Annotated in this window: 15 protein-coding genes; 1 reads left to right on the top strand and 14 read right to left on the bottom strand. The window is 40.7% G+C overall.

Translation table 11 applies throughout. The features are described 5' to 3' along the window. Positions 1-4 precede the first annotated feature (4 nt). The 12 genes from I6L31_RS14290 to I6L31_RS14235 all read right to left on the bottom strand — a co-directional run bounded on the left by I6L31_RS14290 (position 5) and on the right by I6L31_RS14235 (position 10,493). The gene (locus I6L31_RS14290; RefSeq protein ID WP_005002978.1) at positions 5-1,471 is read right to left on the bottom strand and encodes an aldehyde dehydrogenase; all 1,467 of its coding nucleotides are present in this window, start codon (positions 1,469-1,471) and stop codon (positions 5-7) included. Between the two features lie 14 nt (positions 1,472-1,485). Beyond that, complete coding sequence (locus I6L31_RS14285) at positions 1,486-2,277, bottom strand: aspartate dehydrogenase (protein ID WP_005002977.1); 792 nt, start codon at positions 2,275-2,277, stop codon at positions 1,486-1,488. A 10-nt stretch (positions 2,278-2,287) separates the two neighbouring features. Further along, a complete protein-coding gene (locus I6L31_RS14280) occupies positions 2,288-3,082 on the bottom strand; it encodes an SDR family oxidoreductase (RefSeq protein ID WP_005002975.1) in 795 nt (264 codons plus the stop codon). Between the two features lie 15 nt (positions 3,083-3,097). Then, a complete protein-coding gene (locus I6L31_RS14275) occupies positions 3,098-3,922 on the bottom strand; it encodes an alpha/beta fold hydrolase (protein WP_005002973.1) in 825 nt (274 codons plus the stop codon). Between the two features lie 63 nt (positions 3,923-3,985). Then, positions 3,986-4,510 (bottom strand): cupin domain-containing protein, encoded by a 525-nt coding sequence (locus I6L31_RS14270; protein WP_004990771.1) that lies wholly within the window; start codon positions 4,508-4,510, stop codon positions 3,986-3,988. A 31-nt stretch (positions 4,511-4,541) separates the two neighbouring features. Next, positions 4,542-5,771 (bottom strand): MFS transporter, encoded by a 1,230-nt coding sequence (locus I6L31_RS14265; RefSeq protein WP_005002971.1) that lies wholly within the window; start codon positions 5,769-5,771, stop codon positions 4,542-4,544. A gap of 67 nt (positions 5,772-5,838) precedes the next feature. Beyond that, positions 5,839-7,050 (bottom strand): NAD(P)/FAD-dependent oxidoreductase, encoded by a 1,212-nt coding sequence (locus tag I6L31_RS14260; RefSeq protein WP_005002969.1) that lies wholly within the window; start codon positions 7,048-7,050, stop codon positions 5,839-5,841. Positions 7,051-7,075: 25 nt separating this feature from the next. Beyond that, positions 7,076-8,011: a VOC family protein gene (locus I6L31_RS14255; RefSeq protein WP_005002966.1), complete on the bottom strand. Its 936-nt coding sequence runs from the start codon at positions 8,009-8,011 to the stop codon at positions 7,076-7,078. 11 nt (positions 8,012-8,022) lie between these two features. Continuing rightward, the gene (locus I6L31_RS14250; RefSeq protein ID WP_005002964.1) at positions 8,023-8,787 is read right to left on the bottom strand and encodes an SDR family oxidoreductase; all 765 of its coding nucleotides are present in this window, start codon (positions 8,785-8,787) and stop codon (positions 8,023-8,025) included. A gap of 11 nt (positions 8,788-8,798) precedes the next feature. Then, a complete protein-coding gene (locus I6L31_RS14245; RefSeq protein ID WP_005002960.1) occupies positions 8,799-9,851 on the bottom strand; it encodes an aromatic ring-hydroxylating oxygenase subunit alpha in 1,053 nt (350 codons plus the stop codon). Between the two features lie 17 nt (positions 9,852-9,868). Then, entirely contained in the window at positions 9,869-10,168 is a 300-nt protein-coding gene (locus I6L31_RS14240; RefSeq protein ID WP_005002957.1) for a recombinase-like helix-turn-helix domain-containing protein, read from the bottom strand. 19 nt (positions 10,169-10,187) lie between these two features. Further along, a complete protein-coding gene (locus I6L31_RS14235; protein ID WP_004990784.1) occupies positions 10,188-10,493 on the bottom strand; it encodes a non-heme iron oxygenase ferredoxin subunit in 306 nt (101 codons plus the stop codon). Positions 10,494-10,766: 273 nt separating this feature from the next. Here I6L31_RS14235 and I6L31_RS14230 point away from each other — a divergent pair, with 273 nt between their 5' ends. Then, on the top strand, positions 10,767-11,579 hold the full coding sequence (locus tag I6L31_RS14230; protein ID WP_005002954.1) for an IclR family transcriptional regulator: 813 nt from the start codon (positions 10,767-10,769) through the stop codon (positions 11,577-11,579). A gap of 505 nt (positions 11,580-12,084) precedes the next feature. Here I6L31_RS14230 and I6L31_RS14225 read toward each other — a convergent pair. Together I6L31_RS14225 and I6L31_RS14220 are read right to left on the bottom strand one after the other, a co-directional pair. After that, positions 12,085-13,365, bottom strand: coding sequence for an OprD family outer membrane porin (locus I6L31_RS14225; protein ID WP_005002952.1), 1,281 nt, complete (start codon positions 13,363-13,365; stop codon positions 12,085-12,087). Between the two features lie 32 nt (positions 13,366-13,397). Continuing rightward, a complete protein-coding gene (locus I6L31_RS14220) occupies positions 13,398-14,744 on the bottom strand; it encodes an MFS transporter (protein ID WP_005002950.1) in 1,347 nt (448 codons plus the stop codon). Positions 14,745-15,197: the final 453 nt, after the last annotated feature.

Below are 15,197 nucleotides of genomic sequence, written 5' to 3'. Positions count from 1 at the left end.
GTCATCAGTCACACCATGCATTTGGCTGGTCGCTTAATCCCATATAAATGCTTTTTTGCTGCATATAAGATAAAATTCCCAAACGTCCTTTTTCACGTCCAATACCACTATCTTTAAAACCACCAAATGGCGCTGAAATTGAAAATTTCTTGTAGGTATTAATCCATACTGTACCCACTTCAAGCGCACGAGAAATCCGCCACGCCTTACGATAACTTTCAGTCCAGATGCCTGCCGCCAAACCAAAACAACTATCATTGGCTTGCTGAATTAAATCTTGCTCATTGTCATATTTCATGACCACTAAAACGGGGCCAAAAATTTCTTCTTGGCATACTTTTGCCTGATTTTTCAATCCAGTAATAATGGTCGGCAAATAAAAACTACCTTTGGCAAATTCACCTGTTGTCAATGCTTCGCCACCTGTCAAAACTTCCCCACCTTCTTGCTTGGCGAGTTGTACATAACGATCGACAGACTGTAAATGCGCCTGATTGATCAGAGATCCCATATGCACATCTTTTTGTTCAGGATGCCCAACTCGTAAGCCTTTGGTAATTTCCACCAGACGTGTGAGAAACTGATCGTAAATACTGCTATGAATAAACAAACGAGAACCTGCAATACACGCTTGTCCCGCAGAACTAAAAATGCCGTATGCAATCCCTTTTGCAGCAAGCTCTATATCCGCATCTGGGAGTACAATCGTTGGCGACTTACCACCTAACTCTAAAGATGTGGTAATCAGTTTATCTGCTGCAATATGTGCCAAATGGCGTCCTGTTGTGGTTCCACCTGTAAAAGAGATCTTTCGAACTAATGGATGCTTCACAATGGCATCACCGACGACCGAACCTTTCCCCACTAAGACACTCAATAGACCTTTAGGTAAACCGGCTTCTTCAAAAATCTTTGCTAATTCCAGTGCAATCAGCGAAGTGGCTTCAGCGGGTTTTAAAATCACCGCATTTCCACCTGCCAAAGCAGGAGCCAGTTTTTGTACTTCACTGGCAATCGGTGAATTCCATGGAGTAATCGCAGCCACGACACCTACAGGTTCATGCACACTTAATGTCATAAAATCTGGCGCACGTTGTGAAGTCAACTCATCATTCAGGGTTTCACAGGCAGCCGCCACATAACGTGCTGTCGCAGCCGCGCTTAAGACTAAACCACGAGTTTCTGCCAAAGGCTTACCATTATCACGGGTTTGTAACTGAGACAGTTCATCGACCCTTGCTTCAATAATATCCGCGACTTTATATAAAATTTTGGCGCGTTCATGTGGCATACGATTACGCCATTCAGGTGCGCGCCAAGCCTGATCTGCTTTAGCAATCGCTTCTTCAATATCTTCAGCACTTGCTGTAGAAATTTCGGCATTTATTGAATTGTCTGCTGGAAATGTACTTTGAATCACATGACCGCGACCCAAACGCCATTCACCCGCAATATAAAGTTCCTTAACCATGATAGTAATCCTTGTTAAATCTGAATGGCTTCAACACTATTGCGACAAGCACGAATCACGCTAAGTGCCGCCAATGTTGATGTTTTAGGGTTAGATGCAAGCGGAACACCGACCATTTCAATCGTCATTTGCCCAAAACGGCCTTCGGCAACAATGGTATGTTTGTTCTGGGTCGTTTCAGGATCCACGGTCAGCTCTACGATGGTGTGATCCATGCCTACACCCGCCAGCGCGATAGTGGCGGCTACATTGGCATTGGCAGGAAAATTCAACGCGGCTTCGCGTGCTGTCCCACGATAAAACACGGTGGCTTTTTTGACTTGATCCAAATCAATCAATTGCTCGGCATAACTACCACGCCAACTGTTGGGGCTTTTACAACCTTTATAAGTTACTTTTTCAAGTCCACCTTCTTTTGCAGCGGCAATCCCATCTATGCCTGCAATTGCACCTGCCAATAGGTGTAAGTGCGCGCCATTTTGTTCCGCCGTTTGCTGAAGTTCAGTAAAAAATTCGCTATCTGCCAAAGTACCCACAGAGATCAAACCAATGGTCCAACCATTTTCCAGTACTTTTTTGGCATGTTCTTTGACTGCTGCCTGACCTGCCACTTCAATCACATAATCTGGTGTGCCATCGCATTGATTGACATCGGAAATAACCTGAATGTTGGTATCGACTTTTTGCTTGACGTTTTCAACACTACGTTCAGGCACAACAATCCATTTCAATTCAAGATCATGTGGCAAATGTGCATATACTTCCGAGGCCATTGCGCCAAAACCAATCATCATTAATTGTTTCATTGCATTCACCTTATAGATGCTTGTTAAAACCACCAGACACATCAATGGTTGAACCTGTGGTATAGGATGCTAAAGGTGATGCCAGAAATACCAGTGCCCGTGCTGGTTCTTCTGGTTTTCCCAGACGCTGCATTGGAATACCACGTTTTCTGGCAATATTGGCTGTCCATTCTTCCCATGATTGATTGAGATCAGAACGGGTTTCAAAACGGCGTTTCCACTGAGCCGATTCAACCATGCCCAATAAAATTGAATTGACACGCACGTTATATTTAATAAATTCATGTGCCAATGAATGAGTAAGATTAAGCAGAGCTGCACGTGCCGATGAAGTCGCGATCATGTGCGGTTCAGGCTGTAAAGCCAATAACGAATTGACATTGGTCACAGAGCCAATTGCTGAGTTTTTTAAATCATCCAGAAAGGCACGAACCGGATGCAATACACTGAAATACTTTAGTTCAATTTCTTTCATCCAATCTTCATCTTGTGTATTTTCAAAAGTAGAAACTCGCCCTTGACCTGCGTTATTAATCAACATGTCGACATTGCCCAAATGCTGTTTCACTGTATGAGCAAAGTTTTTGACATCTTCTTTATCCAATACATTGCAAACCTGTGTAAAAACATGGGCATGTGGATATTTTTCTAATATATAAAGCTTTGATTCAGCAAGACGTTGTTCATCGCGTCCACACCATGCTACTTTTGCGCCTTCTGCGACTAAAATTTCAACAGCAGCCAATCCGATGCCAGAAGAGCCACCGGTGACAACTGCTACTTTTCCTTCTACCTGAAAGCTCATACTTTTTCTCTCGTTTCAATGCTGCTGTGCAGACACAATAATGTCGTTAAAAATTGTTGGTTGATCGACATAACTCAAATGTCCTGCTTCACTAATTTCAATATAATTTTGGCACTGGATTTCCTGTGCCAAAGCTGCAATTGCTTGCGGCGGTGTAATGCTGTCGCATAATCCTGCAACGACAACGCATGGCACAGCCAAATCTGTTAAATAATTACGAATTTCATCATGAGCCAATAAATAGGAAGCCTGAGTAAAGCCACCCAGATTCAGGTTTTGCATGACCTGTTCAATCAGCTCAAGCGTTTGAGGTTGTTTCAAATAAGTTAGATGGGGTCCACGACTTTGTGCTAAACCCTGATTTCCAAGTTCTGCCAGCATTTTTGGTCTTTTGTTATAAACTTCGGCTTGTTGTTCAACGGGATAACGCTGATAACCCTGTGCAACATTGGCAAGAATGAGTGTTTCGACATACTCTGGATAACGTCGCGCAAAGGCACTTGCTTGTAATGCACCCAGTGAATGTCCAACCACAATCGCCTTTTTAATCTTTAAATGTTCAAATAAGCCCGCCAAACGCTGTGCATAATCTTCAGCGTTTGGTTGCTCAGTGGGTAAGGCATCGGACGAACCGTAACCGGGTGCGTCCCATGCAATGATATGAAAATGATGATTTAAATCATGCAGTTGTTTAACCCACGACCCTGATCCAGAGCTAATGCCATGCAATAACACCAGATAATGCTCTCCAGTGCCTGCTTCACGATAGCTTTGCTTGTGTCCATCGATCTCGACAGATTTCACTGGAAATTGTTGTAGAGTTTCAACAAGTGTCATCATCATTTTCCTTTAAGGCCACAATCAGAGTTTCAAACCTCTTTTTGCAACTCAGATTCAATCCATTTAGTTACGTTTAATTTGAGAAAGTGGATGCTCAGGTGGATAGTTTGGAATGGTTGGTTTACCTGTTCCTAACATCACACACATCAAGGCATCTTCTTGACCCGGATTAAATAATCCACGGTAGATGCCAGGTGGAATAGAAATCAGATCGCGTTCTTTTAAACGAGTACTGAACTTTTCACCGTTATGCTCAATGAACAAATCAATTTCACCACGCAACATAAAGAACACTTCTTCAACATCATGGTGAATATGCAAAGGCCCTTCACACTGTGGCGGTAAAACCATCGTAGAAAACGTAAAGTTTTCAGCAGGAACAGTGTTGTTATCATTGGAAACACCTGTTGCACCTGTTCCCATGTAGCGCATTTGGGCACGGCGATATTTCGGATCATAATCTGCCTGAAATTTCAGTGCGTTAAAGTCATATTTGCGAGTTTCAAAACGTGCAATACGGGTGTTTAACCATTCTTCTAAGCTCGCACCTTCGGGTTGCGTCCATGATTCAAATTGTTGAGTGCTCATGTCTTACTCCTGATTAAAATGAAAACTGTAATTAGTAACGTTTGAGTAATGGTGTAAGGAAAAAGGAACCCACGATAGCCACCACTGCCAAGAACGTGATTCCCAAATTAAAGCTGCCCGTTTGCATCACAATCATGCCAATCAATACTGGCGCAATCGCACTGGCAAAATTTGCCAAACCATTAAAAATACCGCCTGCTGTCGCCCCGACATCTGCTGTAGTGACACGCGCCAACAAAGCAAATACCGCAGCCACACCGAAGCCCCATGCCATTGAGCTGATCGACATCGCCAAAATAATAAGAAGCGGATTGGTCATTAACACCATGACGTACAATGAGATACCTGCGACCAGTAAGCCACCAAACACCTGTACTGCGCGTTTACCAAGCTTGTCGGAGAACACAGCCCCAACCACCTCACCCACGAGCATGGCAATAAATGGTAGGCTTGAATAAAAACCAAACTCTTTTAAATTAAAGCCTTTATCCTGAATCAGATAAGATGGTACCCAACTGTTTAGGCCCCAGAGATAAGTCATTAAAGCGATATTGAAGATACAGACCAGCCAGAACGCGCTGTTTTGTAATAACAATTTAGTATTACGAAGATGACCTTTAAAATTGATACGTTTGCTTGAATCTTCGATCTCAATAGTTTTGCGTAGTTCTAAGTTACGCAGTCCAACCACCACAAAGACCAAGACCAATAAGGTCATTGCAGCCATTACAAAGAAAGTGGTATGCCAGTCGTGTTTAGCCAAGACAGCCGCAGTGATCGGAAAGCCTAGAAATGCGCCGATCGGAGTACCCAGTAAAAACATGGTGGACGCTCGTGCCTGCTGACGATCGCTATAGGTTTGTTTAACAATGGCATAAGCCAATGCAAATAACGGCCCTTCTGCGATTCCCAACAGCACACGTAAAAAGAGCATGCTGCCATAATGCGTGGTGAAGCCCATGATCATCATCAGAACGCCCCATGAAGCAACGCTCCAGAACAGCATTTTCTTGGGATTGAAAATATCCCCTAGAAAACTCAGGAATATAGATGAAAAACCATATGCCAGTAGAAAACTGGTCATTAACCAGCCCAACTTGGCTTTATCCTGTGCAATTCCCATCGCATCCTGAAAATGTGGATCTGAGAACAAAACTGCAATACTAATCTTGTCAAAAAATGCCAGTACGACACAGGCCATTAGGACAAATGCGGGTATCCAGTGTTTGAATCCTTTTTTTTCATCTACATCATTTAACATGCAAGCGTTCCTTCGATCTGGCTAAAGATCTAAAATGATTGTTCTGGCTAGAGGTCTGAAAGCGTTATTAGGGTTTTAGCTTCATGACATTAAATTCAGGATCGGTTAATTGTTCTGGGTTCAACACTGTAGCGCTTTGAATCCAGCGTTTGGCCAGTTTGACGAGCTTGGAATCGTTGACCGCGATCATATTGATCAGACGGTTTTGTTCATCCAAATATAAATAGCTAACTTGTGTAGGACTGCTTTGACGGATGACCAATTTCGGGTTTAACTGTGGTTGATAAGTCCCTAAAATCTGGATATTAAAGTGATACTGATCTGACCATAACCACGGAATATCGACATATTCAGTGGCGACACCCAACATTGATTTTGCCGCAGCAATCGCTTGATTTTGTGCATTTGCCCAAGATTGGATGCAGTAACCTAAAACAGGGTGAATGGCAACATCACCTGCTGCATAGATGTCAGCATCAGAAGTTTGACCATAACAATTGACCACGATGCCATCTTTCACATCAAGACCTGCATCTACACCCAATTCTTTGGCAATCTCGGCACCTGCACCCACTACTACACAATCAAAAACCTGTGCAGTCTGCGGATGATTCAGTACTTGAATCGTTTGATCTGAACTTTCAATCAGATGTAAATTTTTACTGTCCAGATGAATTTGCGTACCTTGTTGTTCATGGATATCTTTTAAGAAAGCTGAAACTTCAGGACTGACACTACGACCACATAAGCGATCAGCATATTCAAAAACATGTACTGCCTTGCCTTGCTTACGCGCTGTTGCAGCAATTTCAAGCCCGATCCAACCGCCACCAATAATTGCAATAGAATTTGCATGTTCAAGTAAATCTGCCAAACGTTCGCAGTCTTGAACGTCACGCAAAGTTACGACATTCGAAATTTCTTTCCACGTATTCACAGGTACACGTGCCCGACTACCTGTTGCAATTAATAATTTGTCATAAGGTAAAATCTTGCCGCTTTCCAAAATGACCAGTTTGTGATTGCGATCAATTTGTGTGGCTAGATCAGGCTTATGCCATTGCACTGAAAAAGCATCAATTTGTTCAGGAGAAAACAGATTTAGGCTGTCATAACTGGCTTCTTTGGAAAGCACTTGTTTAGAAAGCGGTGGGCGCTCATAGAAAATCTGATGTTCATTGGACACCACATGAATTTCACCACGATATCCTTCCTGACGCAAAGTACTGACCGCCCAACCTGCTGCCTGACCTGCTCCAACCACAACGATTTTTTCCATGAGCCTATCTCCTTCTACCTAAACCTTAGCCTTGAATGGGTTTAACCTGACGACGAGTATCATGATCTAGACCACCCTCAATCGCCCATTCGGTAAACAGTTCCAAACGATGCTCTTCAACACGTGGCTGCCACTCTTCAGTCAAATAGTCATCATTGGTGTAATATTCAAATGCACCACCTAGAGGTGAGTTGACATACCAGAAATAAGCAGAGGAAATAGGATGACGACCTGGCCCAATAAAAGTTGACCAATCGGAACGATTCATATTCAAACCACCGCCAATCACTTCGTGAATATCACGCACCACAAAAGCGACATGATTCAGACCTGCTGGTTTATTCGGGATAGAAAGCAAGAATAAATCATGATGGAAACCCTCTGCGCGGCAACGCAGGAAAGCGCCACGATTTAAATAGGCATCTGATAAATGAAAGCCTAATTTTTCTTTATAAAAATTTTCTGTTGCAGCTAAATCTGGCGTGAAGAACACCACATGACCAATTGCTATTGGTTCACCCTTTTCATAAACAGGGCTAGCTGCATTGACACGTTGGATATTGCCGTACTGATTAATACCTTCAGTTTTTTGTTCAGGTACATCTTTGGTAATCGAATGTTGAAAAACAATCGTCATGCCATTTGGATCTCGACACTGCACCTGTGTTGCACTTTTTACAAAGCCTTCTACATCTTTTAAATTTTCAGCAAATTGGATTAAATCCTGATCATTGTCTACACCCCACGTCACTTCACGAAGGGTTGAACCATTTTCAATCGCAGCAGGTAAGCGCGCATCTGAGATATCAAATAAATAAATCTTGCTGCCATTTTGAGTTTGAAACAGTTCAGTATCTTCAATATCTGTTGTTTGTTTTGACAAACCAAAATCAGTTAAAAACTTGATTGCTTCAGCTTTGTCTTCAACCCCAAACTTTAAAACTTCGATTCCTGTAATCATGTTATGTGCTCCTAATTAAAGACAAAGCCGCCGTTGACGGGGATATTCTGACCTGTGACAAAAGATGCCAAATCAGAAAGTAGATACAAAGCTGTGCCATTTAAATCTTGTGGATGTTGCTGGCGCTGAATCGCTCGACCTGTAACATAAAGGTCATGACGTTCTTGTGGGACATACTCTGTTGCTTCAACTAAGGTCAATCCTGGAGAAATTGTATTCACACAAATGTTAAATTCACCCAGTTCACGTGCCATAGAACGAGTCATGGAAATAATCGCCCCTTTACTTGCGACATATGCCATGAGTTTAGGCGCGCCCCAAAGCGCAGTATCAGAAGCAACATTGATAATTTTGGCCGCACCTGACTGTTTCAAATACGGAACACAGGCCTGAACCATCAACCATGTTCCCTTGACATTGATGGTCATCACTCGATCCCACAGATCAGGATCGTATTGCATGAGATCTTTACCACCCACACCAGTTGCGAGTGCTGCGCAATTCACCAGACCATCTAGACCATTCAGTGTATCTGCTGCAAATTGAACAGCTGACCGAATAGATTCAGGTTGAGACAAATCCAGCCCAACAGCGTGAACACCCAAGCCCTGTTGTTGTAACTGCTTTGCCTCTTGCTCAACCAGTTCGGTCAGAATGTCCGCCATGACAACGGTTGCACCCGCTTTGGCAATCGTCTGAGCAAAACCCAGACCCAAGCCACGCGCTGCTCCTGTTACCATGATTTTTTTACCTTGCAGTAATGTGTGAATGGTCATAGCCACAATCCTTATGGTGTTTCAGTCAAAGATGAAGTATCTAGCACTGCAATTTTTTTCAATTGCTTCTCTGCTTCTTTTTTCATTAAACGACGCAGACGTGATAGACCAACATCATGTTGATAAAGAAACTCTTTAGAACGCGCATTTGGTGCCAAATTTTCCAAAATAATGCGATCCTGCTCCAACACATCCCAGTGCAATTTTTCTAAATGATTTCGGTATAGGAAACGCCAGACATTACGTTGCCAACCACTGACTTTACGGCAACGCCAGAAAAATACACGGGTATTGTGGGCATCAATTGGCGTTGCAAAACCTACAATCCAAAACACCCCACCTGGACCAAATTCTTTACGATACGGAATAGAAAGACGTAACCAACTTGCTCCAGTATTGCCATATTCTACCCAGTCAAAATTGACACCCGTTTGACCTTCTTTTTCAAAAATAAATCCATTTTCAGTACTACGGTGTTTCATTTCCGCAGTGCGCTCACCCTCTGCCATGGAGTGCGAAGTACAATGTAAATAGGTACCATGCATCGGATCCATCACGTTATCGATGGCGTATTGATGATTCACTTTCCAGTCGGCCTGACATAAAAAAGAACTCCATTCTGTACTGGCTAACTGCTCAGGAAATTCAAGTTCAGCAGGTGGTTCATTTGCATCAATACCAAACCAAATAAAAATGGCATCATGCTTTTCTACGATTGGGTAGCTTTTTACACACTCACTGCCTTTCATTGGACAGTCATGTACAGCAGGTACATCGACCACTACACCATCACCGCCGACTTCAACACCGTGATACCAGCATGCCACGCGATTGCCCAAGTTCCAGCCTAATGATAAACGTGCGCCACGATGTGGACAGCGGTCTTCAAGCGCATGAAGCTGACCATCCTGATCACGCCAAACCACAATATTTTCGCCCAAACGTGTGATTCCAACTGGATTAGCATTGACTTCCCAACTGGCGAGAACTGGATACCATTGATCACGTAAACCTAAATCAAGGTATTCTTCAGTACTTGGAGCTTGTTGATAAATTGCATTCATTATTGTCTTCCCTGAACTTAGTAACCCAAACGCTGCATTTCTTCTGTAAAGCTCTGCATGGTCCAGACTTCACCTGACTCACGACGAAAACCCTGTTGGTTTAATGCGTTGACCAAATCATTCAATTCAGTCATCCCTGCTCCAAAAGCTCGTATTAGATGCTGAACAAAGTCCTGTTCATAGACGGTCGGCACTTTGTAGCGAGTCTGCCAGACCAAATGTTCAACTTGCCCAGGAATCTGAATATTATTAATGCCAGCATCCCTAGAAGGTGTCGCATTGATCCAGTTTTCCAGTTTTTCATTAAATTGTTTCATGGTGAATTCCTTCTATCCATTACAGTTGAATCTGTATGTCTTGACCTTCTACACGTACTGGATAAGTACATAGGTCACGACATCCTGGACCACTCATGAGCGAACCCGTCTGGATATCAAAAATAGCTTCATGCAATGGACATTCAACGGTCTGATCCTCGATAAATCCTTCTGTCAATAATGCAAAAGCATGTGGACAGACATTTTCGATCGCAAAATAATTTTCATCGATGACAAATACACCTATTTTTTTGTCATTGACTTCTACTGCCTTTGGTTCGTCTTCCGAGACATCATCAATGCCACAAACTGAAATCCAACTCATCGTTTGAGCCCTCGATACTGTTTTATATATAAAACTTTATTTGATTTTCAAAACATTGACAAAGAATAATCCTCATTTGCTTTTTATGTCAATAAATTAAAATTAATACATTTCAAATACTTAATAAATTATTAATATTTTATTACGTTTTATTAGGAAAATTTAGTTTTATATATAAACATTGTTTTATGCATCCGATATCATTACAATAGTTCTAAAATAAAGCAGTGTGCACCAAATATTACCCTTTTCTTTTTTAGGAATTTTTATCGAATGAGCTTAGTCATTGAAGAAGATGTACAAGAAGCTGAAATCACAAAAAACGATGACCGTTATTTGGTTCCAGGTCTTGTCAGAGGTTTAGCAATCTTACAGGCGTTTAATCAGGAAGCTCAGGAAATGACCATTTCTGAAATTGCTGAAATTCTGGATGTGAACCGTTCTAGTGCATTTCGCCTGATTTATACTCTAGAATCCTGCGGATATTTACGTAAAGCTTCACAGAAAACTTATGCTTTAGATTCAAAAGTCATGGAGCTTGGTTTTAACAGTTTATCTAAACTTTCTTTACTGGATTTATCAACGCCACTAATGAAAGAACTACGTGATCAAACCAAAATCGCAGTTCATCTTTCAATCTTGGAAGGGACTCATATTGTATTTGTAAATAACATTCAATCGAGTGGACCTTTTACCAGTACGATTAATTTAGGTACACGTTGGCCCGCGCATGCGACTGTGATTGGTCAGTTACTTTTATCCAATTTACCTGAGACTGAAATTCGTCAGCGTTATCGTAAATTTAATGAATGGGATACTTTCTCCGACCTTACTCCCAAGAATCTAAAAGAATTGCTACTACGTTTAAACTATGTCAAAACACAATCATCCATGGTGAGTTGGGGACATTACAATAACGATATGGCAGCCTGTGCAGCACCTATTTATCGTCAATCATCAAAAGATATGGTCGCTGTACTATCGGTCAGTTGTCCGATCACCACCTATGATGAACAGACCTTTAAACACATCATTGCAAATCAAGTTATTGATACTGCAAATAAAATCTCTAAATTTATTTATTAAAATAATAGGCAAAGGATTGCCATTTATAAAAATATTCTGTTATTGCTTAAAAATATTTTAAAACACTGCCTAAACCCTTTCACTTTAAGAGTTTTTATAAAGTTGACTTTCATCCAAATCAGCATCATTATAAATTTCGTTTCATATAAGAAACTGCACTTTAAATATAAATACTTATTTCAATATAAGTATTTCATCGGACAAAGTAGTGCGTTCAGGTATAGCGATTGAAGATGCAGTGCTTATTAATCCAATTTGCTAGATGCAAAGAACAAACAACTTTAAAAATTTTTGAAAAACAACCTCAACAATGAACCACACAAATTTAACTGGTTTCGCATGGTAAACAATGGATGAAACAATAGAGAAATACCGACTAGATCTATAACTACGTTGCATGGAATCCCTCCATTGCAAACCGTGTATGATACATCCTTAAAAAAACAAGCTCACTGTTAGATGAGCTTGTTTTTTTTCATTCAATTAAAAAACCAATGTAAATCAATTAAAACTTAAATGTATAATCCACATTCAAACGAGTTTCATTGGTTGAATGAAATACCATATTCGTAGGCATATCATTACGATAATGAGAAAAACGAGCTCGTAGCCCAAGTCCTTTTAACTTTCCTTCTGGAATGCGATAGCCTAAATCGAATTCGAGTGAGTCCTCCTTAAAACGCTGATCCCCATAACTCAGTAAATCAATATTCTCGCCTTTGGCATAACGCGTCATAAAGCGCAGACCATTTAAAGAAACATCTCCCATCCGTGCATCTTTAAAATCATATTCATAACGAATCGAATAGACTTTTTCATCTTTATTGGAATAATCTGAACTCATAAAATCCAGAACGACTGGACTTTCTGTACCTGATAAAAATGGTAGTCCTGTTGAACCAAAAGCCTGCATATAACCCAAAGAAACAGTGTGATTTTGATAGTTCAAACCAAACAAACCGCTCAAATGTTGATTGTCAACATTACCAACTTTACGTGACCCCGTATCTTCACTGTTAAAAAAACGCACATCACTTAGAAAATTTAAGTGATCATTCAGCACGTGTTTACCATTAAATCCTAAAAACTGCTGCTGATAAATATTCTGAAGTTCTGCCTGATAAGCACGTATCCGATAGTTCTTAAACTGATAGGCTCCGCCAATGCTATAGAAATGATCCGTCGTTGCAGCCTTGTCAAAACGATGATTAATATTATCAATACCAACATCGGTATAACGTATTGAGTCACGCTGCCGTACCTCATCGACATAAAAGCCTTCCAACTGTAAATTTGGAATTTCAGTCGATAGCAAACGAACACCACGATACGTTTGTGGAAAAAGCCTTGCAGGGGACGAAAAAATAGTGGGCAGTAAAGGAACCAGATCCCCTACAAATAATTCATTTTGGCGATATTTTGCTTTTGCAGTAACCCCTATTTTTCCATAATAATCATCACGTGTATTATCGGAATTTACCTGTAACAAACCACTTCGTGCGTAATCATCAGCATGGTGACCAAGCAGGTTAAAACCTGCCATTGCCAGTACATCAACCCCCAAGCCAACGGTGCCTTCGGTATAGCCCGATTGCCCTTTAAAAATCAGGCCTTGTGCCCAATCACGTGCAGCAGTATAGGGATACGGGTCTTTTTTATAATCCCGATCGAAATAAAAGTTTCGAAGTGTGATCTCAGCGTTGCTATCTGCAATGAATTCGGCATGAGTACATGGGGCAAATAATGGGCACAAGCAAATCCCCACCCATAAGGATGTCTTTGTCATTTTTAATCTCTACAATTTAATTTCTTATGAGGTTAAGCTAATGTTTTCATGGAATAAGATTGAGCTTTTTGTTGGCGATAAAATGCCTTACCCAAACTTAGAATCAGAAAGATTGCAAGAATAAAAACAATGCCGTAATACGCATATAAAGTTGCAGGAGCTACGCCCTGATCCAGAAAAATTCCCGCAATGGTTGGAGATAAAATGGCACCCATACGACCAAAACCAATCGCATAACCCACTCCGCGACTACGAATATCTGCGTCATAAATGGTTGGAGAAATTGAATATAAACCAGCGACACAACCATTAATCAGTGTCCCAAGTAATAGCCCCACAACAAGTGCAATACTGACTTGAGAAGAGACTGCGACAAATAAGAAAATACAGACAGCAGTCAATCCTAAAAATAAGCTTAAGGCATAGAAAATTTTCATACGAGATGCGAGCAAACCAATAATCGCTGCACCAAAAATTCCACCAATACTAATTAAAATACCCGTACTCACACTTTGATCTGGCGACATCCCCATTGAAATTAGGATTTTAGGTGTCCAGCTCATCACAAAATAAAAACCAAACATCACCATAAAAAAAGCGCCCCATAAACAAAAAGTTTGAAACCCAAGTTGACCCTGAAATAGCTTGGCAATTTCTCCACCTTTATTTTTATGACTTTTTTCATAGTGTGGTAAAACTAACAACGTCGATAAACCCATCCGCTGCATGACCGCATTTACCTTTTCTAATGCCTGTTTTGGTTTTTTTGCAAATAAATAATCAATTGATTCAGGTAATAGCCATAGGCTCACCAACAGCATAAAAATCGTGGTCAAACCACCTGCCATAAAAATTGAACGCCAACCCAAATGCTCAATTAAAACAAGTGATAAAATTCCACCCAATGTTGCACCTATTCCATAGCCTGTTGACATCAAACTGACGGCTAGACTTCTCCAACGAGTATTCGCATATTCACTGGCCAATACATTACTGCTTGCCAGAATCCCCCCTACGCCAATACCTGTAATGAAACGAAGTGCTGCCAGCAAGCTATGACTATGTACAAATGCACACGCGATCATGCTTAATCCCGCAATCACCAAACAGATTAAAATCAATAATCGACGGCCAATTCTATCGGCAAGTGGAGCTAAAAAGATCGAGCCTGCTGCCATACCAAATAAGCCAGAGCTCAACAACAATCCAATTTGCGCACCTGAAAGTGACCACTCAGCGGCAACTGATGGTGCAGTAAATGCCATAACCATGACATCAAAACCATCGATAATATTAAGACAAAGACAAATCGTAATGACAAACCACTGATAGCGGCTCATTTGATTTTGATTAATTTCACCTAGAACATCTCTTTCCATTTGCATATCTCCCAATATGGACAAGATATACACGCGACATTCTGTAATGAGATGCTGGGTGATTATGCATATCCGTATCCATAATTGCCTAGAAGGAATAATTTGATTACAAAAATAGAATTCATCTATTTTTGGAGCATCCTGCTCAATATACATACTGATACATTACTGGATCCATAAAATCAATTTTTTAAGATATTTTTTGTGCGATCATCGTAACAATCCAATCCCCCACAAGCGATAAATAAACATAAAATATTATTAAATATATAAAAATAAAGTTTAAAAATTTTATTTCATTTAAATTCTAAAAAAAGCACAAAGTGGAGAAAAACAGTTTTAAAATTATTTTCATAAAAAATAAATTTTATTTAATTACAATAATATAAATAATAAAAATTGAATAAGTCTGTATTTCACCACTTGACGGCAATTTTCAAACCCAATAAATTG

It is taken from the genome of Acinetobacter septicus, assembly GCF_019355975.1.
In the GTDB taxonomy this organism is placed as follows: Bacteria; Pseudomonadota; Gammaproteobacteria; order Pseudomonadales; family Moraxellaceae; genus Acinetobacter; species Acinetobacter ursingii.
The sequence above is the reverse complement of the archived record's forward strand: the minus strand, read 5'-3'. Positions and strand labels throughout refer to the sequence as shown.